The organism is Synechocystis sp. PCC 6714, assembly GCF_000478825.2.
Lineage (GTDB): Bacteria > Cyanobacteriota > Cyanobacteriia > Cyanobacteriales > Microcystaceae > Synechocystis.
Genome location: NZ_CP007542.1, coordinates 503574 through 524286, shown reverse-complemented (window position 1 = coordinate 524286; position 20713 = coordinate 503574). Strand labels below are relative to the sequence as shown.

Annotated in this window: 21 protein-coding genes; 8 read left to right on the top strand and 13 right to left on the bottom strand. The window is 49.0% G+C overall.

Annotated features, from left to right (window positions below):
• Positions 1-15 precede the first annotated feature (15 nt).
• Positions 16-228 (bottom strand): hypothetical protein, encoded by a 213-nt coding sequence (locus D082_RS02395; protein WP_028949355.1) that lies wholly within the window; start codon positions 226-228, stop codon positions 16-18.
• A gap of 977 nt (positions 229-1205) precedes the next feature.
• On the opposite strand from D082_RS02395, the gene ubiE reads away from it, so the two are divergent.
• The 6 genes from ubiE to D082_RS02365 all read left to right on the top strand — a co-directional run bounded on the left by ubiE (position 1206) and on the right by D082_RS02365 (position 5338).
• Positions 1206-1934 (top strand): bifunctional demethylmenaquinone methyltransferase/2-methoxy-6-polyprenyl-1,4-benzoquinol methylase UbiE, encoded by a 729-nt coding sequence (gene ubiE / locus D082_RS02390; protein WP_028949356.1) that lies wholly within the window; start codon positions 1206-1208, stop codon positions 1932-1934.
• A 124-nt stretch (positions 1935-2058) separates the two neighbouring features.
• Positions 2059-2469, top strand: a complete 411-nt coding sequence (locus D082_RS02385; RefSeq protein ID WP_028949357.1) for a universal stress protein — start codon at positions 2059-2061, stop codon at positions 2467-2469.
• 20 nt (positions 2470-2489) lie between these two features.
• Positions 2490-3302: a biotin--[acetyl-CoA-carboxylase] ligase gene (locus tag D082_RS02380; protein WP_028949358.1), complete on the top strand. Its 813-nt coding sequence runs from the start codon at positions 2490-2492 to the stop codon at positions 3300-3302.
• A gap of 75 nt (positions 3303-3377) precedes the next feature.
• Positions 3378-3680, top strand: a complete 303-nt coding sequence (purS, locus tag D082_RS02375) for a phosphoribosylformylglycinamidine synthase subunit PurS (RefSeq protein WP_193386677.1) — start codon at positions 3378-3380, stop codon at positions 3678-3680.
• Positions 3677-4351, top strand: a complete 675-nt coding sequence (purQ, locus tag D082_RS02370; RefSeq protein WP_028949360.1) for a phosphoribosylformylglycinamidine synthase subunit PurQ — start codon at positions 3677-3679, stop codon at positions 4349-4351. Before purS ends, purQ begins: the two co-directional genes overlap by 4 nt.
• 57 nt (positions 4352-4408) lie before the next feature.
• A complete protein-coding gene (locus tag D082_RS02365; protein WP_238546802.1) occupies positions 4409-5338 on the top strand; it encodes an EamA family transporter in 930 nt (309 codons plus the stop codon).
• An 18-nt stretch (positions 5339-5356) separates the two neighbouring features.
• Here D082_RS02365 and D082_RS02360 read toward each other — a convergent pair whose 3' ends face one another.
• The 4 genes from D082_RS02360 to D082_RS02350 form a co-directional block, all read right to left on the bottom strand.
• On the bottom strand, positions 5357-7411 hold the full coding sequence (locus tag D082_RS02360; RefSeq protein WP_028949361.1) for an FAD-dependent oxidoreductase: 2055 nt from the start codon (positions 7409-7411) through the stop codon (positions 5357-5359).
• Positions 7412-7619: 208 nt separating this feature from the next.
• Complete coding sequence (locus D082_RS02355) at positions 7620-8180, bottom strand: DUF2808 domain-containing protein (protein WP_028949362.1); 561 nt, start codon at positions 8178-8180, stop codon at positions 7620-7622.
• 53 nt (positions 8181-8233) lie between these two features.
• The gene (locus tag D082_RS18490; protein ID WP_158506487.1) at positions 8234-8398 is read right to left on the bottom strand and encodes a hypothetical protein; all 165 of its coding nucleotides are present in this window, start codon (positions 8396-8398) and stop codon (positions 8234-8236) included.
• A 91-nt stretch (positions 8399-8489) separates the two neighbouring features.
• Complete coding sequence (locus D082_RS02350) at positions 8490-9491, bottom strand: ribose-phosphate pyrophosphokinase (RefSeq protein WP_028949363.1); 1002 nt, start codon at positions 9489-9491, stop codon at positions 8490-8492.
• A 145-nt stretch (positions 9492-9636) separates the two neighbouring features.
• On the opposite strand from D082_RS02350, the gene bioD reads away from it, so the two are divergent.
• On the top strand, positions 9637-10350 hold the full coding sequence (gene bioD / locus D082_RS02345; protein ID WP_028949364.1) for a dethiobiotin synthase: 714 nt from the start codon (positions 9637-9639) through the stop codon (positions 10348-10350).
• A gap of 45 nt (positions 10351-10395) precedes the next feature.
• Here bioD and queA read toward each other — a convergent pair whose 3' ends face one another.
• The 8 genes from queA to D082_RS02305 all read right to left on the bottom strand — a co-directional run bounded on the left by queA (position 10396) and on the right by D082_RS02305 (position 18299).
• Positions 10396-11502: a tRNA preQ1(34) S-adenosylmethionine ribosyltransferase-isomerase QueA gene (queA, locus tag D082_RS02340; protein WP_028949365.1), complete on the bottom strand. Its 1107-nt coding sequence runs from the start codon at positions 11500-11502 to the stop codon at positions 10396-10398.
• An 86-nt stretch (positions 11503-11588) separates the two neighbouring features.
• A complete protein-coding gene (locus D082_RS02335) occupies positions 11589-12758 on the bottom strand; it encodes an AI-2E family transporter (protein WP_238546801.1) in 1170 nt (389 codons plus the stop codon).
• 94 nt (positions 12759-12852) lie between these two features.
• Complete coding sequence (locus tag D082_RS02330; RefSeq protein ID WP_028949367.1) at positions 12853-13593, bottom strand: creatininase family protein; 741 nt, start codon at positions 13591-13593, stop codon at positions 12853-12855.
• Between the two features lie 36 nt (positions 13594-13629).
• Positions 13630-14070 (bottom strand): hypothetical protein, encoded by a 441-nt coding sequence (locus D082_RS02325; RefSeq protein WP_028949368.1) that lies wholly within the window; start codon positions 14068-14070, stop codon positions 13630-13632.
• Positions 14071-14147: 77 nt separating this feature from the next.
• Entirely contained in the window at positions 14148-14765 is a 618-nt protein-coding gene (locus D082_RS02320; RefSeq protein ID WP_028949369.1) for a Crp/Fnr family transcriptional regulator, read from the bottom strand.
• A gap of 247 nt (positions 14766-15012) precedes the next feature.
• Positions 15013-16035 carry a long-chain acyl-[acyl-carrier-protein] reductase gene (locus D082_RS02315; RefSeq protein ID WP_028949370.1) on the bottom strand — a complete coding sequence of 341 codons (1023 nt, stop codon included), beginning with the start codon at positions 16033-16035 and terminating at the stop codon, positions 15013-15015.
• Positions 16036-16259: 224 nt separating this feature from the next.
• Positions 16260-16955 carry an aldehyde oxygenase (deformylating) gene (locus D082_RS02310; protein WP_028949371.1) on the bottom strand — a complete coding sequence of 232 codons (696 nt, stop codon included), beginning with the start codon at positions 16953-16955 and terminating at the stop codon, positions 16260-16262.
• A 258-nt stretch (positions 16956-17213) separates the two neighbouring features.
• Positions 17214-18299: a glucose-1-phosphate thymidylyltransferase gene (locus tag D082_RS02305; protein WP_028949372.1), complete on the bottom strand. Its 1086-nt coding sequence runs from the start codon at positions 18297-18299 to the stop codon at positions 17214-17216.
• Between the two features lie 235 nt (positions 18300-18534).
• On the opposite strand from D082_RS02305, the gene glyS reads away from it, so the two are divergent.
• A complete protein-coding gene (glyS, locus tag D082_RS02300) occupies positions 18535-20682 on the top strand; it encodes a glycine--tRNA ligase subunit beta (RefSeq protein WP_028949373.1) in 2148 nt (715 codons plus the stop codon).
• The last annotated feature ends 31 nt before the right edge of the window (positions 20683-20713 follow it).

Below are 20713 nucleotides of genomic sequence, written 5' to 3'. Positions count from 1 at the left end.
AGCGGTATTTCAATATCAGTCGATGTCAATGCTTTGGGGGCGATTATCCCGGGAATTCTGGTCAATGTCCGCACCGGAAAAGTCCGTTACCCCTTGTTTTTGTAACCATTTTTTCAGGGGATCATCGGTCAATTTTAACCGCAGTACCCCGGACACAAATCCCCCAGCAAAGGCGATCGGCTGTTGGCAAAGCTCACGGGTGATGGGTTTCAGTTCTTCAAGAAACATAAAAAATCAGCGGTAGATAGTGTGAACGGCGAAAAATCAGACATGGGCAATGTCCGTCATTATAGCTAATCGACCTATTCTCAGGCTTCCATAGATGGGGACTAAATCCTCGGTAAATAAGGCTTTTACCTGCTCTCCACCACTTTTTCCCTTCAACTTCACCGCCTACACACTTCCTCCGTGGGCAGTTTGGAGATAGTAAATTAATTAGTAAGATGAAGCTTTCTTGACTGTTTTAGCTCTGTTCTTTTCTGTTTTGGCAGAAAAATTAGGTGAGTTTGGTCACATATCGTTATCTCAGTATTGATTTCAAGCTTACGTTAGATCAATGAGCACAATTTATTAAAATTTTACAATGGCTAATCTAACACATCCCTAGTATTTGGGCATACAATAATTTTGCTCAACCGCTTTTTATTTTTCCTGGATTCCCAATATAATGGCGGGCTATATAGTCTATTTTTCTCTTCTTTTTTGACTACTGTTTTATCAATAATGATTGGTATCGCTTCCCATTCTGCCAAATTCAAAGTTATATTAATTCTTCCTGCTTCCTCTATTTATCAGGAAATATGATTAAAGAAATAGTCAAATCATTGTCTATTTTCTAGTCCCACTACCCTCGCCATTTCTGCAAATCTTCTCCTTTTTATATCTACAATTAATTCTAAATGTAAATATTTGAAATATTCGAAACCTCTCACTTCTGGAAACAAGTCTCTGTAGGCTTCACAATATTTGTCTATAAATTCTATTGTTTCTTTTGCTTCTCGCGGCGCAATCATATAGGACCTCTGCCTTTCAGCTCTTTTTCTCTATTTTGTCTTTCCTTCTCTGATAGAAGAGCGATATAGTGGTGAAAGTTCAAAAAAGCGTAAGCAGTTATTGGTTGTGCTCTTGCGGATAAATAATGAAACTTCCTGTACCGCAGGATCATTAGTAATTCACGTGACGTCAAAAAGAATCCGGAAAGTTGGATGAGTAATTCCCCCCAAGCCCAGCCGACCCAAGAGAATGTGCGGAAAATTTTCGCCCGCATTGCATCCCAATATGATGACCTTAACTCATTTTTAAGCTTTGGCCAGCACCATATTTGGAAAGCCATGGCCGTGAAATGGAGCGGTGTTGTCCTTGGCGATCGCCTCCTGGATGTGTGCTGTGGCAGTGGGGATTTAGCTTTCCAGGGGGCAAAGGTGGTCGGGCCCAGTGGAGTAGTTGTGGGGGTGGATTTTTGTGCTGAACTATTGGCGATCGCCGCTGGCAAACATCAACGCCAATATACTCAATTACCGATGCAATGGGTGCAAGGAGATGCTTTGGCCTTACCCTTTGCTGATAATGAATTTGACGGAGCCACCATGGGTTACGGTCTGCGGAATGTAGGGGATATTCCCCAGGCCCTCAAGGAATTGCACCGGGTTGTGAAACCAGGCAAAAAAGTAGCTATTCTCGACTTCCATCAACCCAGCAATGCCCTAGTGAAAAATTTTCAGCGTTGGTACCTGGCCAATGTGGTGGTGCCCATGGCAAAACAATGGCAGTTAACCGACGAATATGCCTATCTCCAACCCAGTTTAGACCGCTTCCCCCGTGGTTCTGCCCAAATCAAACTTGCCCTGGGGGCTGGTTTTACCAAGGCAACCCACTATCCCATTGCCGCTGGTTTAATGGGGGTTTTAGTCGCAGAGAAAGGGATTAATTCTTAGTTAAACAGCATTTGAATCTTCTCGGTTTATCAAACGATCCGGCAATGCCTGTAAAATTTGATGTCGATTAATTGCTGGCGATCGCCTAATCGCGTTATTGGTAGAGGATAGCGGAGGTGTAATTATGTTCAAAACCATTTTATTTCCCCTAGACCGGAGCCGGGAAGCCAGGGATGCGGCCCAGATGGTGGCGGATTTAGTCAAGATCCACCAAAGCCGTTTGGTTTTGCTGTCGGTGGTGGAAAAAAATCCCCCTGGCCAAGACCATGAAGCCCACGGGATGAATTCCCCCCAAATGGTGGCCGAATTGTTGGAGGCGGCCCGGGCTGTTTTTTCCCAACAGGGCATTGCCACAGAAACCATTGAACGGGAGGGGATGGCTTCCTTCACTATCTGTGATGTGGCCGATGAAGTAAATGCGGACTTGATTATCATGGGCTGTCGGGGTTTGGGCCTCACCACGGAAGGGGCCGCGGAAAGTGTTACCGCCAGGGTGATTAATCTTTCTCCCTGTCCAGTAATGGTGGTGCCCTAAGGTTCTCTGTTCAAACTGCCATGGCAGAAATCAACAACACGGTGAGCGGGGATTGGCTAAACCAAGCTTGGCAGGAAGGCCATGGCCAACCCATGACCCTAGCTTGTCCGGATATTATTTCCGGGTTAAAGGTAATTGCCCCTGTCTGCACCGACTCCACTAACAAACTCCTGTGGAATTTACGGCATCAGGGTTATCAACCCCCCCTAGTGGCGATCGCCAGGGAACAAACCACTGGCCAAGGGCAATGGGGGCGTAGTTGGCACTCTGCTCCGGGAGGATTGTACCTATCCCTCTGGTTGGAAACCAACTTACCTGCGGCAAATAGCCCTCACCTAGTTTTATGGAGTGCCTGGGGCATTGCCCATGCTCTGGTTAGACACGGTATTCCTGTACGACTCAAATGGCCCAATGATTTACTGTTGCAGGGTAAAAAATTGGCCGGGATTAAAACGGAAAGCAAAATCAGTGAGGGCATAATCACCAATGCCATCATTGGAGTGGGCATTAACTGGATTAACCCCCCACCGGCTACCGGCATTGCCCTAGGGCCATTTTGCGAGGCAGAATCAATTGACAGTTTAACTAACCTGACGGATTTGGCCGAAATTACCCTAGCGGGGCTCACCCTTGGTTGGCAACGTTATCAACGGCAGGGAATTTCAGCTATTCTGGCAGATTATCTCCAATTATTTGCCCATCGAGGTCGGGAAATTAGCTGGGCTAATGGCCTTGGTATCATTGAAACCATTACTCCCCAAGGAGAACTGGTGGTATTGGTCAACCAGGGGCGAGCAATAATCCCGCCCGGTGCTATCAGCCTAGGTTACTAATTGCCAAGCATCCCCATCGAAGCTCCCCCGAAGCACAAACCTTGCCGAGAAAGACTTTCTAAGGCAGGATTAACAGTGGCAGATTCCCCGGTAAGGCCCTCCATGTCCCATTCCTACCATTGTCGTATTTACGTCACCCTGCGTCCCTCTGTGCTCGATCCGGCCGGTACCGCAGTGCAATCAGGTTTACAACAATTGGGTTACGATTCCGTTGCCCAAGTCAGAATTGGTAAATATATTGAGTTGACCCTCGAGGCCCCGGACGAAGCCACCGCTTCCCAACAACTGGACACCATGTGTGACCAACTATTGGCCAATACGGTGATCGAAAATTATTGCTTTGAAATTACCGCCCTAGAAGGCGCCGTCACGCCATGACCAGCTTTGGTATTATTGTCTTCCCCGGTTCTAACTGCGACCGGGACATTGCCACTGTCACCGCCGGTTTGTTGGACCGGCCAACCCGATTCATTTGGCATCAGGAAACGGATCTCCAAGGGGTGGATGTGGTGGTTTTGCCAGGGGGCTTTAGCTATGGTGATTATCTCCGCTGCGGGGCGATCGCCAGATTTTCCCCCATTATGCAGGCGATCATTGACCACGCCAAAGCGGGAAAAAGGGTGTTGGGTATCTGTAACGGTTTTCAAGTGCTAACGGAGGTGGGGCTATTGCCGGGGGCCTTAATTCGTAATCGGGATTTACATTTTATTTGCGACCGGGTGACCGTGCGGGTGGAAAGCAACCAGACCGCCTGGACTAAAGGTTACCAATCCCAACAGGTAATTACTCTCCCCATTGCCCACGGGGAAGGCCGCTACTTTGCCGATGAAGATACCTTAAAAGCTTTGGAAGATAACGGCCAAATTCTTTTCCGCTACAGTAACACCCAGGGGGAATTGACGGCAGATAGCAATCCCAACGGTTCTCTGCACAATATTGCTGGTATCAGCAATAGTGGAGGTAATGTGCTGGGCATGATGCCCCATCCTGAACGGGCAGCTGATCACCAGCTTAAGGCCACAGATGGCCTGGCCATGTTCGTGGGCTAATTTTTAGTTAATGGTGGGAAACATTGAACGTCAGCATTTACGAGGTGGAGGACAACCTTGCTCAGTGGAGCTAAACGTTTAACGTTAACGGAGTGGAAAACCATTGGTTTACTGCTAACCATGGTCACCACCCAGGTTTTGGGGGATATTTGGCTCAGCCGGGGCATGAAAGTGTTCGGCGCGGTGGAGGACTATAGCCTCTGGGGTTTGTGGGGTCTATTTCTTTATCTGCTCACTTCCCCTTGGATTGTCTTTGGGGTAATCACCTTACTGTTTGCCCTGTTTTTATATTTCACCGCCACATCCCGACTGGATCTGAGCTTAGTTTTACCCCTCTTTTCTTCTAGCTATATCCTCAATGCCCTCCTCGCTTGGCTAATCCTGGGGGAAGATGTGTCCTTTTATCGCTGGCTGGCCACTTTCATGATCGCCAGTGGCGTTTTTATTGTCTGTTGGTCGGAACATCGCAACCGCTCTCGCTTGATGGGGGAAAAGTTTGGTTCTTCCCCAACTCCTTCTGTTACCGTTAATTCTTCCCGGCGATCGCCATTGTGGTTATTTCCTGTGGGCATCGCCCTTTCTAGGGTTTGGTTGGGTATTTTAATTTTAATTTTCACCGACTCCGCCGGGGACGTACTCATTGCCCGGGGCATGAAACAAATTGGCCCTGTGAGGTTGCAATCGCCCCTGAAAATGGTCAGGTTAATTGGTCGTATTCTTTCCCATCCTTCGGTTTTAGGGGGTATTGGTTGTCAAACCATCAGTTTTGTTACTTTTATTTCCCTGCTCAGTTGGACGGATATTAGCCTGATCCGGCCGGCGGGGGCCTTGGGGTACGTGATGAGTTTATTCGGGGCGAAATTTTTGCTCAAGGAAACCATTCCTCTGGCCCGTTGGCTTGGTATTAGTGTAATCACCGCTGGGGTAGCCCTCATCGCCCTCGACGAAGTCGATTTGGTGGATCAAATTCTGCTGTTTTTCATCTAGATAACTACCAAGAATTGTCTACTTCCAGTTTTCAAAGCTGGTGAAAATGGATGTGTTGGGAAATACAGTGGGATTGTCCGTGCCGTCAATTTTGCGCCGTAGTTGCAACAATTTTGGATTAGCAATTAAAGCGGTTTGATTTACCAATTGATAGGGCAAATAATCATTTTGCAACCCATCCACCGCCACAATACCCGCCGCGGCCCCAGAAGACCATTCAAAAGAATGGACTCGATAAGCCGCCGCCGCAATATGACTAGTGGCAATGGTTTTGCCCACGACAAGGAGATTATCAATGCGTTGGGGAATCATAGCCCGCAGGGGAATTTGGAATGGATAGGAGGGAGTATGGGCTTGCCGTTCCCCTGGGCGTTCAATGTTACCCGGTTTTTCCACTGGATATTCCAAATAGCAGGGATGAAAATCAATGTTGTAATGGCCAATGCCCACGGAATCAGGATACATGGTGGCCCGTTGACGACGCTCCACTGCATCGGGGGAAAGGTTCCCATCCAGCACATCCAAACCGTCAATGCCCGCTAGCTCTGCATGTAAACGACGGTAATCCCGGGGAGAAAGATTTTGCCGGTAAAAATCGTCTTTAAAATCCTGGCGGGAAATATCTGTTTCATTGATTTCAAAACCGTTGGGATAAATGAAATCGGGACGACCAATAATTCTGCGTCCTTCACGCATATAGGGAAATTTTGATAAACCATGCTCCGTACCCATGGGACTATCCAGCCCCGTCAGCAAACGATTATTAGGGTTGGGCTTTTTGACGTTGTTCCCCAACTTGGCGTCCGTATCACCCGCCACTAACCAATGATAGAAACCCAAGGCAATTTTTTCCCCATTAGCTAGGCTTTCCGTCCGCAGGCCTCCCAACCATCCCCCTGGTTCCAGTTGTCCCGTTTGTTGCAGTTGCTCCCTGGTATAAACAAAATTGTCCTTTGGGGTACCGGGAGTGTAATCATTCCCCGGCAACCAGTTCTGCATGGAAATTTCCCCCGGTTGGGCGGGACTGACCCCAAAACGATTTTTCGGCCGGTTAGGGGTAGCCGGCTCAAAAATACCTAGCCCATCGGGACTCCAAATACGTCGATAGGTAAATAAAGCATCGAAATCAAATCTTGATTGGTCGTAACTGTAATAGGGAGTAAATCTTTGGTAAAAATCTGGTTCAGGTTGGGGCTGGGGCTCTGCGGTGGCCTCCATGGCAAAGGTGTAGGTGAAGCCCTGGGTGCAGTAGGCAAAACCTTCCACACTGGAGGAAGACGGGTCTAGGTAGGTGCGGGGATCCACTCCCACCCGATAGGGCACATCGGCCAGAGCAATTAACTCCCCCGTTTCCGTGGCTTCCACCACCAACCATTGGGCTGTTCTACCCTGGTTAGCTTGGGGAGCGGTGAAGTTAATGATGGTTTTAGTGAGTTGCTCTGAATTTTCGTAACGGTAACTATCTTCGATGGTCTGAGATAAAAACCGACTGTTCAACGGTGGTGCGTTGGGGGCTGGTTGATGCTGAATGGCGATCGCCTGGATGATTTCCTCTCCTTCTTCCCCTGGGGCGGTGGGGGCTAAAACTAGTTCTTTGATGACAGTGTTGGGGAACCATTGCAGAGTACCTCGGCCTTTTTTTTCCGCATCCTTGAGCATGGCCATCAAAATGTCATGGCCATCTTTAGGTAAAAAACAAGAAGAGCGACTTACCCAACATTTACCGGGATTTTGAACGCCGTAGAAATCTTTTATCCGTTGCCTTAGCTCCAGATAACCCCGGGGATAGAATAGTTTATCTGTTTGGGTCGGCTTCTCATCTAGCGCAGAGGTGCCCTGGGAGGTTAACTGTCCTCCTACCCAGTCTGTTAATTCCGTCATGCAAACGTTTTTTCCCGCCAACAAACTTTCATAGGCTGTCGCAGCGCCGGCTAATCCCCCGCCTACCACCAAAATTTCGCACTCCACCGTCCTGTCCACCGGCCTCGGAGGAGAAGCTTGCCCAGGGGCGATCGGCCAAGTAAAAATTGCCAGAAAAATAGCCGCAATGGTTCGGCGGCAATGGGTAATCATCAAAATTCTCGCTAGTCAATACAATTGCTAAAAACCAAGGAAATGCCATTGGCAAAAATCACACAAGCAAGATTACATACCGCGAATCCAACCTGAGGGATGATTTAAACTCACAGGATCAGAAGTTACGGACAACAATTCTTCTTGACCGGTCTTTAAAAGCGTTGTAAATTGAAACCCCGGAAAAGTCTCCCACGGGGTAACCCAACTATCGGTTAATGCTCACAATCCAAGTACCTAAATAAACTCGGACGGGAATATCACCGGATACCATGGCATCGGCCACCATGTAATAAGTTCCTAAGCTGGGGTTAGTAACATTGGAAAGGGTAATGGTCACTTGGCTATTGGGTTCTGCTGGTTGCGCCAAAACGATTTGTAGAAAGCGGCTTTCTTTGTCCCAAACTACGTCTTCAATTTCAATGTTACCCTGGCGTTTAGTTTCTACCCGAACTTTCTCCACATCGAAGGTACCGTCAAAATTTTCGGGATAGGAAACATATAAAACCTTCGCCCCTTGGGTCATTTTTTTAGCTGGGATATACAATTTGTAGCGATCCCTTTGGCCGGAACGACCGTTGAATTGTAAGTAGTAATCTAAAATATCACTACGATTATCCACCCCACTAAAAATAGTGAACCCAGAGTTGCCCTGGGCAAAACTGATGGCAGGCAAGCCCATCACTAAAACACCACTGAGGGAGAGGAGCGCGAGTAGTTTTTTAGAAAATTTGGCTTGGGAAAATTTAGGTATAGATGGCATAGACATGGCTTGGCCTCCGAGGAAATTGAGATGGAAAAGGGGAAATGCCCAGTGGAAATCTATATTGAGAATTCCTCAAGACTGAGCAATTGAGGCAATAGAATTAGGCGCAGAGCAAAGCTGGCAAACAAATCCCAAAATAATAACTGGATGACGGCATTGACCACCCAACTACTAGCATAGCCAAAGGTAACGCCGAACCAAGGCATGGCCCAGGACGGCATTAGCTTCAAATTACTTAACCAAGACTATCACCCCGTCCCAGCTTCGGCCAGTCCAGTTATCCAGCTTTACCATTGTCCACAACAATTTTTTCTAGCGGAACATACTGCTGACGGAGCTTTCTTCGTGAATACGCCAAATTGCTTCTCCAATTAAATTAGCCACAGAAAGGGTGGTCAGTTGGGGAAATTGATGGTCGTCGGGTACGGGGATGGTGTTGGTGACAATCACTTCTTCAAACAAGCCACCGGAAAGACGATTGATGGCCGGCTCCGAGAAAACAGCATGGGTAGCACAGGCATATACCTGGCGAGCCCCCTGGGCCCGGAGCAAACGGGAACCCTCCGACAAAGTACCAGCGGTGTCGATCATGTCGTCCACTAACACGGCGGTTTTTCCGTCCACGTCGCCAATCAGGTTTAATACTTCTGCCACGTTATGACTCTGACGACGTTTATCAATAATGGCTAAGGGCGCATCGTTTAGCTTTTTGGCAAAGGCCCGGGCCCGGGCTACGCCCCCTACGTCCGGGGAAACTACCACTAAGTCACTTAGTTGCTTACTTTTTAGATAGTCAATAATAACGGGGGAACCGTACATATGATCACAGGGAATGTCAAAGTAACCTTGGATCTGGGCCGAATGAAGATCCATGGCTAACACCCGTTGGGCTCCAGCGCCGGTAATTAGATTGGCCACCAACTTAGCGGAAATGGATTCCCGGCCAGCGGTTTTACGATCTGCCCGGGCATAACCGTAATAGGGCAAGACTGCAGTGATCTGGCGGGCTGAGGCACGGCGACAGGCATCGATCATGATCAATAATTCCATCAGGTTATCGTTGACCGGATGGCAACAGGGCTGGATCAAATAAACGTCACCGCCCCGGATCGATTCTTGAATTTGGATGTAGAGTTCACCATCGGCAAAGCGTTTACGCAACATTGGACCGATGTCCATGCCCAGGTAACGGGCCACTTCTTGGGATAAAGATGGGTTAGATGATCCGGAAAAAAGACGTAAACGATTGTTGTCAGATAAGGCAGACAGCATCGATTGACGTGTTAAAGTGGCGATACGGCTCACGGCAGACACTTTACCCCCATGTCATGGCAAATTAACGGTGTTCCCCCCAGACTAACCAAGGGGTTCCCATCCAATCATAGCGGATTCTTTCCTCGCCTATCTGCTTAAGTTTTGCGAAGTCCAAAATAACTTTCCCCCTCTGTTTTTGCTCCCCATGTCGAATTTTTCCCGAGCCGTTGACCAAAAAACTTTGTTAGTTGTGGGTTGCGACACCGGGGTGGGGAAAACGGTCACCACTTCAGCCTTGGCGGCCTACTGGCAGAGGTATGGCAAAGATCAGTCTTTCGGATTAATGAAGCTGATGCAAACAGGGCTGGGGGATGATGAACTTTACCAAAAATTATTTGGCCATCTAACCCATTGGGATGTGGTGACGCCGCTGAAATTTGCCGCTCCCCTAGCCCCTCCTTTGGCCGCTGACCAGGAAGGCAAAACCATTGATTTAGGGGTAGTGTGGCAGACTTTGCAGACAATGCAACAAAACCATGGCCATGTGCTGGTGGAAGCCCTGGGGAGTTTGGGGTCCCCCGTCACCCATGAGCTGACGGTGGCGGATATTGCGGGCCTTTGGCACTTGGAAACCATTTTGGTGGTGCCGGTGCAATTGGGGGCCATGGGCCAGGCGATCGCCCAGGTGGCCTTGGCAAGGGAAACAAAGGTGAAACTAAAGGGATTGGTGCTTAGTTGTGCTACCCCGGATGCTGAGGCGAAGTTAGAGGACTGGGCCACTCCGTCGATGCTGGAGTCCTTTACCCATTTGCCCGTTGTGGGAATTGTGCCCTATCTCACAGATACTGAGCGGGAAAATTTAGACTGTTTAGCCCAGGTAACGGCCCAGTTTGACTTGGAAAAACTGGACTACTTCTAGGAAAACTTCACTGAACCTAGACTAATTTCTGGACTGGTTTGCCCTCTAGCTTTTTTCCGCTGTTTCCCTACCTTGGCAAGCTTCCGGCAAAATTACCATGGCATCCCCGAAGGAATAAAACCGGTAACCCTTGGCGATCGCCGTTTCGTAAATTGCCATTAACCGGGGGCGACTGATCAGGGCACTGACCAACATCAGCAAACTGGACTTAGGCAAGTGAAAGTTGGTAATTAATCCCTCCACCAAGCGCCATTGGTAACCAGGGTAGATAAACAGATCCGTCTGGCCTCGAAAGGGTTGCAACGGCTGCGAGGGGAAATTGCACTCCTGGGCCATGCCTTCTAAACAGCGCACCACTGTGGTGCCCACTGCAAAAATTCTCCCTCCATTGGCCTTAGTTTGAGCAATGGCCTCCACCGCCGTTGGGGGCACATCTATCCATTCCTGGTGCATAACGTGGTTGAGAATATTTTCTGTTTCCACCGGACGGAAGGTACCAATGCCCACATGGAGGGTAACCTTTGTTGTTTGTACCCCTTGTTGAGTTAGTTTTGTGAACAATTCCTCGGTGAAATGCAATCCCGCTGTGGGGGCCGCCACTGCCCCTAACTTTTCTGCATAAATGGTCTGATACTGATCATCCGTAGCTTGGCGATCGCCGATGTAGGGGGGAAAAGGAATTTCGCCATAGTCCGGGAGTACGTCCCAAAGCCGTTGACCTGGCTCCAACGCAAACTCGAGCAATCGCCCCCCAGTGGCCTCGTCCCGTTGCAGAATAGTAGCCCAGAGATCGGGCTTTTCCCCATCCCGAGCAGTAAATTTAACTTTTGCCCCCAGCTTTAATCTTTTGCCAGGTTTAACCAGGGCAATCCATTGGTTTTCCCTACATTCTGTCAGCAGTAAAATTTCCACCGCCACGCCGTTGTCCTTTTTACCGTGTAGCCGGGCTGGCATTACTTTGGTGTCATTAAGAACTAATAAATCCCCCGAATTCAAATAATTCCCCAAATCGTAAAAATGTTCGTGGTTCACAGTGAATTGATCTTTGACCACCAACAGGCGGGAATGGTCCCTGGGGACAGCGGGACTTTGGGCAATGCATTGGGGAGGCAGTTGGTAATCGTAACTACTGAGGTATTGATCCTGGTCCATGGGGAAAATTAGCAATGGGCAAAAAGCCAAAAAACTAAAGGATAGTTGCAAAGAAAATTGTCAGGCTTAAACCTATGTTGGAAAACCTATGTTGAGCGAACGGAAACTTCCACGGTTTGATCTAAGGATTTTTCCGGTAATCCCCGTAGACGATCGCTGGTGGCCTTAATGACGCTGGCCAGGGGCACCGCCACCAACAACCCTAAAACTCCCCCTAATTTGCCCCCCACAAACAAGGAAACAATGATCCAAGCGGGGTTCAAACCAGTGCGGTTACCCATTAAACGAGGGGAAATAACGTTATCATTAATCTGCCCCACAATCACTGCCGCCAAGAGGATTTTCACCCCTAACCAAAAGTTTTCTAACATTAGTAAAAGACTAATGGTAATAATGCTTAACCCACTGGCAAAAGGAATTAGGGTACTTAAACCGATGGTGATGGCAAAAAGAATGGCATAGGGAGCTTGGAGCAAACTAAAGACCACCATTTGCGCCACTGTTAGAATGCCAGCCAAAATTGCCTGGGTAGCAAAATAACCCTCGAAGGTGTCCCGAATTAAATTTTGTAAATCCCTCTGCCAAGGATGGGGAAACCAGCTAAAGATGCCATCCCAAATTTTTTCTCCCCCGAGAACTAGAAAAATGGTCAGTACCAATAAAATTAGCCCATTTATGCTGGTGCTGATGGTGACCCCCACTAGCCCTAATAGCTGATTACCAAGGGAGTTGAGAATCAGGCTCAGTTTCTGAATCACTTGACTAATGAGGGGCTGGAGATCCACCTGTAAGTTAGCGTAATGCTCATTCACCCAGGCTTGTAGTACCAAAAGTTGGGCATTGCCGGAACGGAGCCAACCGGGCAAGTTATCCAACAATTGCCCCAATTGATCGATCGCCAGGGGAATGACAATTAATAAAAACAAACTGATGACAATCAGGGCAATGAGTAGAACAGCAATTACCGCCCAGGGTCGTTTAAATCCTTTTTCCGCCAATATTCCCACAGGGATATCAAGCAAAAAAGCCAGCAGGGCCGCCGCCACCAGCAAACTACTGAGGGGTTGCAGAAAACCTAAGGCTTTGTAGATCAACCAGCCGTTGAGGAAAAAGAGGGGAAACAGTAAGCTCAGCCGGAGCCAGGGGGGGGATTGTTTAAGTTCTTCCAACATGGCGGGCATGGATAGACCATCAACTACGGGGGCAATGTTCACCTTAACCCGGCTAGGTCCCCTTGGCGATCGCCAATCCAGCACTTTAGTTTATTACTAGGGTTACTAGGGTTTGTTACTGGCGGTCAACACAAAAAGTTTAAGGATTTTCCATTGGGAAAACTTGGGACATTGCTGGTTAACTTTCCGCTAAAAAACGCTGATAACTTTCACTTAATTCCTGCACTGCCACTTCGTAGAACCTTTGGCCATGCTCTGGGGTGGCCAGGGCCGGATTAGAACCCATGCGACCGTCGGAATAATGCTCCCGAAAATTTTGGGCACTGTAGATGCTGTGGCCTGAGGCAACTTCCGGATTCAACGGTGCGTTTTTAATGGCTTCAGGGTAAATAAATTGGGTTAGGGCCACTTCGCTGGGGGTGGCGTGGGAACCCTCCTGATCGCCGTAGAGTTCTTTGGCCAACTGGTAAACGCCCCTGGCCATAAACCAATTGCCCACCTGACAACGGACATCTTGGCCATGGCCAAGGTTGCCCAAATGGTGATAGGTTTCGGAAAAAGCGGCTTTGAGGGTGGCAATATTCCCCCCATGGCCATTGATGAAGTAAAAACGGCTAAAACCGGCATTGGCCAAACCACTCACGTAATCGACAACAACTCGGATCAGGGTACTGGGACGCAAACTGACACTGCCGGGAAAAGCAAGGTGATGCAAAGCCATGCCCACGTTAATAGTTGGCCCCACCATGGCTCCGGTAGTTTCCCCCACTCCCTTGGCGATCGCCTCTGCACAAATGGCATCTGTACCAATCAGACCGGTGGGGCCGTGTTGTTCCGTGGAACCAATGGGGAAAATGATGCCGGTGGAAGATTGTAAATAGCTTTCAACTTCGGGCCAGGTGGAGAGGTGCAATTGCATGGTGGACTTGGGCTAAATAGAGCTAACTAGTTCCATCTACCTTAGAACAGGTTCAGAGAAAATAGTTTTACCATTCTTAGTGACCCGCAATTGTTTTCGATCAACCCAATAGGTATAGGCTCCATTGGTGGCATAGTAGGTGCCGCTGTCGGTGCTGAGCACATCCATCACATTGATCTGGTCGCCATTTTTCTTATTGACACCCCGGTAGAAAAATTGTCCCTCATAAGTTTGGCAAATATAAGCTAGATAGGTTTTAGTCTCATAGGCTTCAACCACTTCTGCCCTGGGACAACCCCGAATAATTTCCGCCAGTAAAAATTGGGATGGTAATGTTTGCAACCCAGTCAGTGGGGCGGCGATCGCCATTGGGGTAATTAAGTTAGCTAAATGGGCTGGTATCAAACCCAGTACTGTGCTTCCCACCGTTAGAAACCCTACCCAGCGACAACGGTGCCCAAGGTTTGCCCAGACCATAGCCATTTCCTCAACTGTGCAACAACTGGATCCAGGCTAGCAAAAAACCTCCGACCAATCCGGTTGAAATCCAGAATCTAGTCTTCTAAAGCAATGACCAAATGGCGATCGCCATCTAAACTAACTTTTCTTTTGGTCTGAAATTCTCCCAGGAGACGGGTGACGGTGACCCTAGTGGTGCCAATGGCATTGGCCAACATTTGATGGGTGAGCCGCACCGATAAATGCATACCCCCCGGCCCCGGTTGCCCCAACTCCTGCCCCAATAGATTCAACAATCCCTGCAGCCGTTCATCCACCCGTTTATAACCGGCGATCGCCAGTAAAGCCTCCCGTTGGCGTACCTGTTGTAGGGTTTGGTCAAGCACCAAGCGACAGAGTTGACTATTGTTGGTGATGGTTTCCCGGGAATAGCCCCGTAAATACACATCCGTCAAAGCACGAATTTGATAGGTTTCCCGTTGGCTGGCAGTGAAATCCAGCCCCACAAAACTACCGGGTTGGGCCCAGCCCATCAGCACCTCATCCCCCCCGGCGGTCCATTGACTGACCTGTAGAATACCTCGGTAAATTTGCCAGCAACCTTTTTCTTTGGGCGGAATAATATCACCCTTGCCATAGAACTGGAGGGGTTGGGAATCTAATCCTGCCAAGGCAATCAGGCCATCGGCGATCGGGGAACTGTTGACAAACATAAAATCAGGCAACTCTCAAAAATCAATCCAGGCGATCGGGCTTAATCTGCATGGGGAAACTATCTTACTTGAACCGTTCAGGCATTACCCATATGAAGCCAGATCCCATCAAAAGTCAGCATAACCCTTCCCCGCAATTGCCAGGTAAAGAGCAAGTTAACAATTGTGATCCCAAGCACCAAATCTCCTTCCCTAGAAAGTGTTTGCCGAGTTGCAATTTCCCACTTACAAAATTAGCTTCCCAAGCCTACAGGGCCACAAGGGGACAAAAGCCATGCTTAACGGAAGCTTCACCGATCGCCTCCATTTTGTTGACAGAAATTTGGTTGCGGCCCCAGGAAAAGTTAGTGCGCCAGCCCTCAAACTCCAACAAGATCGCCTCCGCAAAACAGGCAAACATTTGTCGGGAAGGAATATCCATCTCCACAATTTTCATAATTTCCCAGGTGATATCGAGGGAATGCTCCACAATACCCCCCTTGAGAATATGCACCCCCTCCGCCTGTACCTTGGTGTCTAAATTTTTGGGATAGCCCCCATCGACGATCAAACAAGGCTTTTTCAACATTTCACCGGCAATTTCCACTCCCTTAGGCATACTAGCCACCCAAACAATAATGTCTGCCTGGGGTAGGGCCGTTTCCAAATCCATAATTTTGCCCCGACCCAATTCCCCTTGGAGATTTTCTAATCTCTGGCGATTACGGGCAATGAGCAATAATTCCTTAACTTGATGTTTGCTATCCAACCAACGACACACCGCACTGCCAATATCCCCCGTTGCACCACAAACGGCCACCGTAGCCTGACTCAGGTCAATGCCTAACTGCTGGGCCCCTGCTTCCACTTGACGACAAATGACATAAGCAGTGTGGGTGTTCCCGGTGGTGAACCGCTGAAAATCCAGTTCCACATTACGGACTTGATTATTTTGCTTGAGGTTAAATTCTTCAAAAACAATGGAGGAAAATCCCCCCAAGGCGGTAATGTCCAAACCAACCTTTTGGGCCAAGGCCATGGCATTGAGGATTTTGCGAATGGCTGCCTTAATGCGCCGTTGGGTCAACATCTCTGGCAAAAAACAGGACTCCACATATTTACCTTCAATCACCTGCCCCGTCACACTTTTTACTTGGAAAGTATCCACTACCTGGGGGGGAGCAGAACACCAAAAATCCAGGCCTTGGTTGGCGTACTCAGGATATCCTAAATCTTCGGCAACGGCTTGGGCGTGTTCTAAACTCGTAAGATGACCAATAAGACCAAACATTGATGATAGTCAGAATAGATGGGGGAAGGTATCGCTTTCCGCTCAGTTAACGACTCCAGTAGCCATAAAGCTTTACACAGTATGGCACAATTTGACGGTCTTCCCGTTGGCATGGGCCAGCTTTGCTAAAGAACTCTAAAAACAGGGAAAAACCCACAGATCCAGACAGTTTAAGGATTTGTGGGCTTAGTGGTTTCAATGGTTTGATCTGTGCTCGACCGGGTTTAAACCCCGGCTAAACCGTAGGAAGACATACGCATGATTTCCCTGGTGCTAAAACCAATGTTGCTCAGGGCTTCGCCATAGCTAATCATGAAATCTTCCACTAGGGCTTCTTTCTCCATACCCAGAACTTTGGCATCCCCCTGGACTTGGTTGAGCATTTTCCACACTAGGGGGAGATTCTCTTTGTTAGCCTGTTCCAGTTCTTCTTTGGCGGTGGCAAAGTTAGCCTTTAACCATTCTTCCCCATAGTTGAGGTGGGTGTATTCGTCCTTAACTACCCCTTCGGTGATTTTCCGGGCGAAGTCATCCGCCACAGGAATGTAAATGTTGTAGGCAGCGATCGCAAAGGCTTCGATAATTAGGGCTTGGATCAACAGACAGGTGACAATCTTTCCTTCGCCGAAGGCCTTTTGGAAATTGCCGTGGAGACCGGAAAAGAACTCCTGGGCGTAGGGCATGTCGGGGCTAACTTTGAGATTGTTGCCGCAGGCTTGGAACCCTTTCTTGTGACGGTTTTCCATTTTTGCTAAACGGACTAACTCCTCTTTGTCTTCCGGCAAGAGTTCCGCCATCTGGAGATAGTTGCTGTAGGCTTCCTGTTCGCCTTCAATGACAATGGCGTTAATGCGGCTGTAGGCGTCTTTGTAGGTTTCGCTGGAATAGTCAAATTCGGTGCGGACAGCAAGCTCGGGCATAGGGGCGTTGGACTCCTGTGGATGGACGGTTAAAGGATCACTAGGGATCAAAGTTAAGAAAGGTTAAGAAACTAACCCACGGTTGTCTTTATAATACAGACTCTAGATTAATGCAAATCCCGGTGAATAAGGGTCGGCTAACCATAGAGAGCACCTATCCCGTTGATTTATTAATCTACATGGCTAGGTCCACGGGATTTAGATTGGCACCATTCTAGCAAAACTGGTCTAGGTTGCTGGGTAGTTTGGACGTTGGGGCTAGGACGGTGGACCAATTAGCTCCACCTGGGAATCGTTACCAATGAGGAAACGGAGCGCCTGGGGACGGCGGGGTGCTGGGGAAATCCTAGCGTTTTTACCAACGACGCTATCCACAATTCTTTGCTGGATGGCCACAATGGAGGCTCCCTGAAGCACCACACTATGTTCCAAATCTGCGTCCCTAATTATTACGCTGTCCGCAATACTACTGTAGGGGCCAATGAAGCAGTTTTCCAAGTGGCAATGGCTGCCGATCGCCACGGGACCGCGGATGACGCTGTTGATAATTTGACTGTGGGGGCCAATGGTCACCCGACCGGAAATTTTGCTTTGATGGTCTACGGTACCCTGAATGCTTTTCTTCACCAGACTATCGAGGATAATTTGATTGGCGGCCAGTAGGTCGTCCTTTTTACCGGTATCCAGCCACCATCCTTCTAGCTGTAGGGATTCCACCCCATAACCGTGGCTGATCAGATATTGGATTGCATCGGTAATTTCTAATTCCCCCCGGCCCGACGGTTCGATGTTGGCGATCGCCTGGTGGATAGTGGGGGCAAAAAAGTACAGTCCCACTAGGGCCAAGTTGGAAGGGGGATGCTCCGGTTTTTCCACTAGGGCCAGGACTTTACCCCGGTTATCAACCGTGGCTACCCCAAAGGCGGCGGGATTGGGAACTTGTTGCAACAGAATTAAGGAATCTAGGGATTTGCTTTGGAAATGGCTGAGAAAATGTGCTAGGTCGTCTTCAATTAAGTTATCGCCCAAATACATAACAAAGGGAGAGTCTTGCAGAAAATCCGCCGCTGTTTTCACTGCATGGGCCAATCCCAGGGGTTCCGATTGCAAAATATAGGTAATCTGGGCATTAAATTTTTCCCCGCTGCCGGTAACACTTTTAATTTCCTCCCCCGTTTCCGGGCTGATGATGATGCCAATGTCCTTAATGCCAGCTTTGGCGATCGCCTCAATGCCATACCAAAGAATTGGCTTATTGGCCACAGGTACCAACTGCTTTGCCCCGGTGTAGGTGAGGGGACGCAATCGGGTTCCTTTGCCACCGGAGAGGATGAGGGCTTTCATAAAAACTTTGGTATTAAGGTTATGTTTTTGGTCTAGGGTTCAGTAGGCAGCCATTGGTCAACGGTCAACACTGACCATTAAAACCTAGTCCAGAAATGATGGTGCAAGCATCTGCCCGTAAATTGACTGATTTCATGTCATTGCTAAAAATCCCTATGCCCCATCTCAACTTGCCTGATATGGTTATTGGTGGTGACTTTTGCTGTCCCGAACCGACCCATTGATCCCTTGCCCTATGCCCCCGCAAACTTTTCTATTTGAAATTGGCACCGAAGAGTTACCCGCCGACTTTGTTCGCAGTGCGATCACCCAGTGGCAAGGGTCCATTCCCGCAAGTTTGACGGCGGAATTTTTGCAACCGGAGTCGGTGGAAATTTATGGCACCCCCCGGCGGTTAGCGGTATTAATTAAGGGTTTGCCCGCCCAACAGCCCGATCGCCTAGAAGAGATTAAGGGACCACCGGCCAGTGCGGCTTTTAAGGATGGTCAACTCACCCCCGCAGCCTTGGGCTTTGCTAAAAAACAGGGGGTTAGCCCGGAGGATTTTGAAGTCCGTTCTACTCCCAAAGGGGATTTTATTTTTGTCAATAAGCAATTACGGGGCCAGGCTAGCCGGGATTTATTACCCAGTTTGGCCTTAACCTGGCTTAAAACCCTTGATGGAAGACGGTTCATGCGTTGGGGAGACGGAGATTGGCGCTTTCCCCGTCCCATTCGTTGGTTGGTTTGTCTGTTGGATGACCAGGTTTTGCCTTTGCAAATTGACAATGGCTCCACCACCCTAGTCGGCGATCGCCTGTCCCGGGGGCACCGCATTTTGCATCCAGAACCAGTTAGCTTAGACCATGGAGAGAATTATTTAGCCCAGTTAAAACAAGCGGGGGTAGTGGTGGACCCAGAGGAGCGCCGGGCCATAATCCTCGAACAAATCGCCAGCCAAGCCGCCGCCATTGCCGGGGAAGCAATTATCTATGACGACTTGCTGGATGAAGTGGAGCAGTTGGTGGAATATCCCACCGCAGTGTTAGGCACCTTTGACCAAGAATTTCTCAGCTTGCCCCGGGAAGTGATTACCACCGTAATGGTCACCCACCAACGTTATTTTCCCGTGGTGGACAACAATGGCCAGCTATTGCCCCATTTCATCACCATTGCCAACGGTGATCCCAGTAAAGGAGAGATTATCGCGACGGGTAACGGCCGGGTAATCCGGGCTCGCCTAGCCGATGCTAAATTTTTCTACCAAGCGGACTGCGACGACAGCCTTGATAGTTACCTGCCCCAACTAGAAACAGTTACCTTCCAAGAAGAATTGGGCACCATGCGAGATAAGGTGGACCGAATTATGGAAATGGCCGCGGCGATCGCCGATCAGTTGGGGGCAACGGAGCAACAACGGGGGGAAATCGATAGCACCGCCATGCTCTGTAAAGCGGATCTGGTCACCCAAATGGTGTACGAATTTCCCGAACTACAAGGCATTATGGGGGAAAAATATGCCCTCGTCAGCGGTGAATCGGCTGCGGTGGCCCAGGGCATTGTGGAGCATTACCTCCCTCGGCACCAGGATGATGATTTGCCCCAAGGTTTACCGGGTCAAGTGGTGGGCATGGCCGATCGCCTTGATACCCTGGTGAGCATTTTTGGTTTAGGTTTACTCCCCACCGGCTCTTCCGATCCCTTTGCCCTGCGGCGGGCAGCTAATGCAGTGATTAACGTGGCCTGGGCGGCCGGTCTAGACATCGACCTGTTGGCGTTATTAACCCAGGGTTGCCAGGATTTTGTCACCTCCCACCCCGACAAAGAATCACCCCTGGAAGCTTTAAAAACTTTTTTCCTACAACGTTTGCAAACCCTACTCCAGGATGAACAGGGCATCGATTACGACTTAGTCAATGCCGTACTGGGCAACGGAGAAACCAACTATGGTGCCCGCCTATTAACGGATTTACAGGATGGTAAGGAGCGGGCTCAATATCTACAGGAATTACGGGACAATGGTCATTTAGAAGCGATTTATCCCACCGTTAATCGTTCCACCAAGCTAGCTAGTAAGGGGACTTTGCCAACGGATCAACTGGATCCTCGCCCGGTTATTGATGCGCCTCAACTAGTACAAAATTCGGAAAAAGCAGTTTATCAAGCGTTGTTGGCCATTTACCCCAAAGCAGTGGAAGTGCAGCAAAGCCGCGACTACGAAACCTTGGTGAATGCTTTGCACGAGCTAGCTCCCACCGTAGCAGACTTCTTCGACGGGCCAGATAGTGTCTTGGTGATGGCGGAAAACAACGAACTACGGCAAAATCGCCTTAATTTACTCGGTCTGATTCGTAATTATGCCCTAATCTTGGGGGATTTCGGGGCGATAGTCAAAGGCATTTAATCGATAAAGTTTAGGGAATAAAAATCAATAA

Excerpts from the sequence above, each read along its gene's own strand:
- purQ (WP_028949360.1), top strand. The coding sequence starts at position 3,677 with ATGACCAGCTTTGGTATTATTGTCTTCCCCGGTTCTAACTGCGACCGG.
- ubiE (WP_028949356.1), top strand. The coding sequence starts at position 1,206 with ATGAGTAATTCCCCCCAAGCCCAGCCGACCCAAGAGAATGTGCGGAAA.
- D082_RS02395 (WP_028949355.1), bottom strand. The coding sequence starts at position 228 with ATGTTTCTTGAAGAACTGAAACCCATCACCCGTGAGCTTTGCCAACAG.
- queA (WP_028949365.1), bottom strand. The coding sequence starts at position 11,502 with ATGGACCAGGATCAATACCTCAGTAGTTACGATTACCAACTGCCTCCC.
- D082_RS18490 (WP_158506487.1), bottom strand. The coding sequence starts at position 8,398 with ATGCCGTCCTGGGCCATGCCTTGGTTCGGCGTTACCTTTGGCTATGCT.
- D082_RS02360 (WP_028949361.1), bottom strand. The coding sequence starts at position 7,411 with ATGATTACCCATTGCCGCCGAACCATTGCGGCTATTTTTCTGGCAATT.
- D082_RS02380 (WP_028949358.1), top strand. The coding sequence starts at position 2,490 with ATGGCAGAAATCAACAACACGGTGAGCGGGGATTGGCTAAACCAAGCT.
- D082_RS02320 (WP_028949369.1), bottom strand. The coding sequence starts at position 14,765 with ATGTTTGTCAACAGTTCCCCGATCGCCGATGGCCTGATTGCCTTGGCA.
- D082_RS02315 (WP_028949370.1), bottom strand. The coding sequence starts at position 16,035 with ATGTTTGGTCTTATTGGTCATCTTACGAGTTTAGAACACGCCCAAGCC.
- D082_RS02305 (WP_028949372.1), bottom strand. The coding sequence starts at position 18,299 with ATGAAAGCCCTCATCCTCTCCGGTGGCAAAGGAACCCGATTGCGTCCC.
- D082_RS02325 (WP_028949368.1), bottom strand. The coding sequence starts at position 14,070 with ATGGTCTGGGCAAACCTTGGGCACCGTTGTCGCTGGGTAGGGTTTCTA.
- D082_RS02355 (WP_028949362.1), bottom strand. The coding sequence starts at position 8,180 with ATGTCTATGCCATCTATACCTAAATTTTCCCAAGCCAAATTTTCTAAA.
- D082_RS02310 (WP_028949371.1), bottom strand. The coding sequence starts at position 16,955 with ATGCCCGAGCTTGCTGTCCGCACCGAATTTGACTATTCCAGCGAAACC.
- glyS (WP_028949373.1), top strand. The coding sequence starts at position 18,535 with ATGCCCCCGCAAACTTTTCTATTTGAAATTGGCACCGAAGAGTTACCC.
- D082_RS02385 (WP_028949357.1), top strand. The coding sequence starts at position 2,059 with ATGTTCAAAACCATTTTATTTCCCCTAGACCGGAGCCGGGAAGCCAGG.
- bioD (WP_028949364.1), top strand. The coding sequence starts at position 9,637 with ATGTCGAATTTTTCCCGAGCCGTTGACCAAAAAACTTTGTTAGTTGTG.
- D082_RS02330 (WP_028949367.1), bottom strand. The coding sequence starts at position 13,593 with ATGCAATTGCACCTCTCCACCTGGCCCGAAGTTGAAAGCTATTTACAA.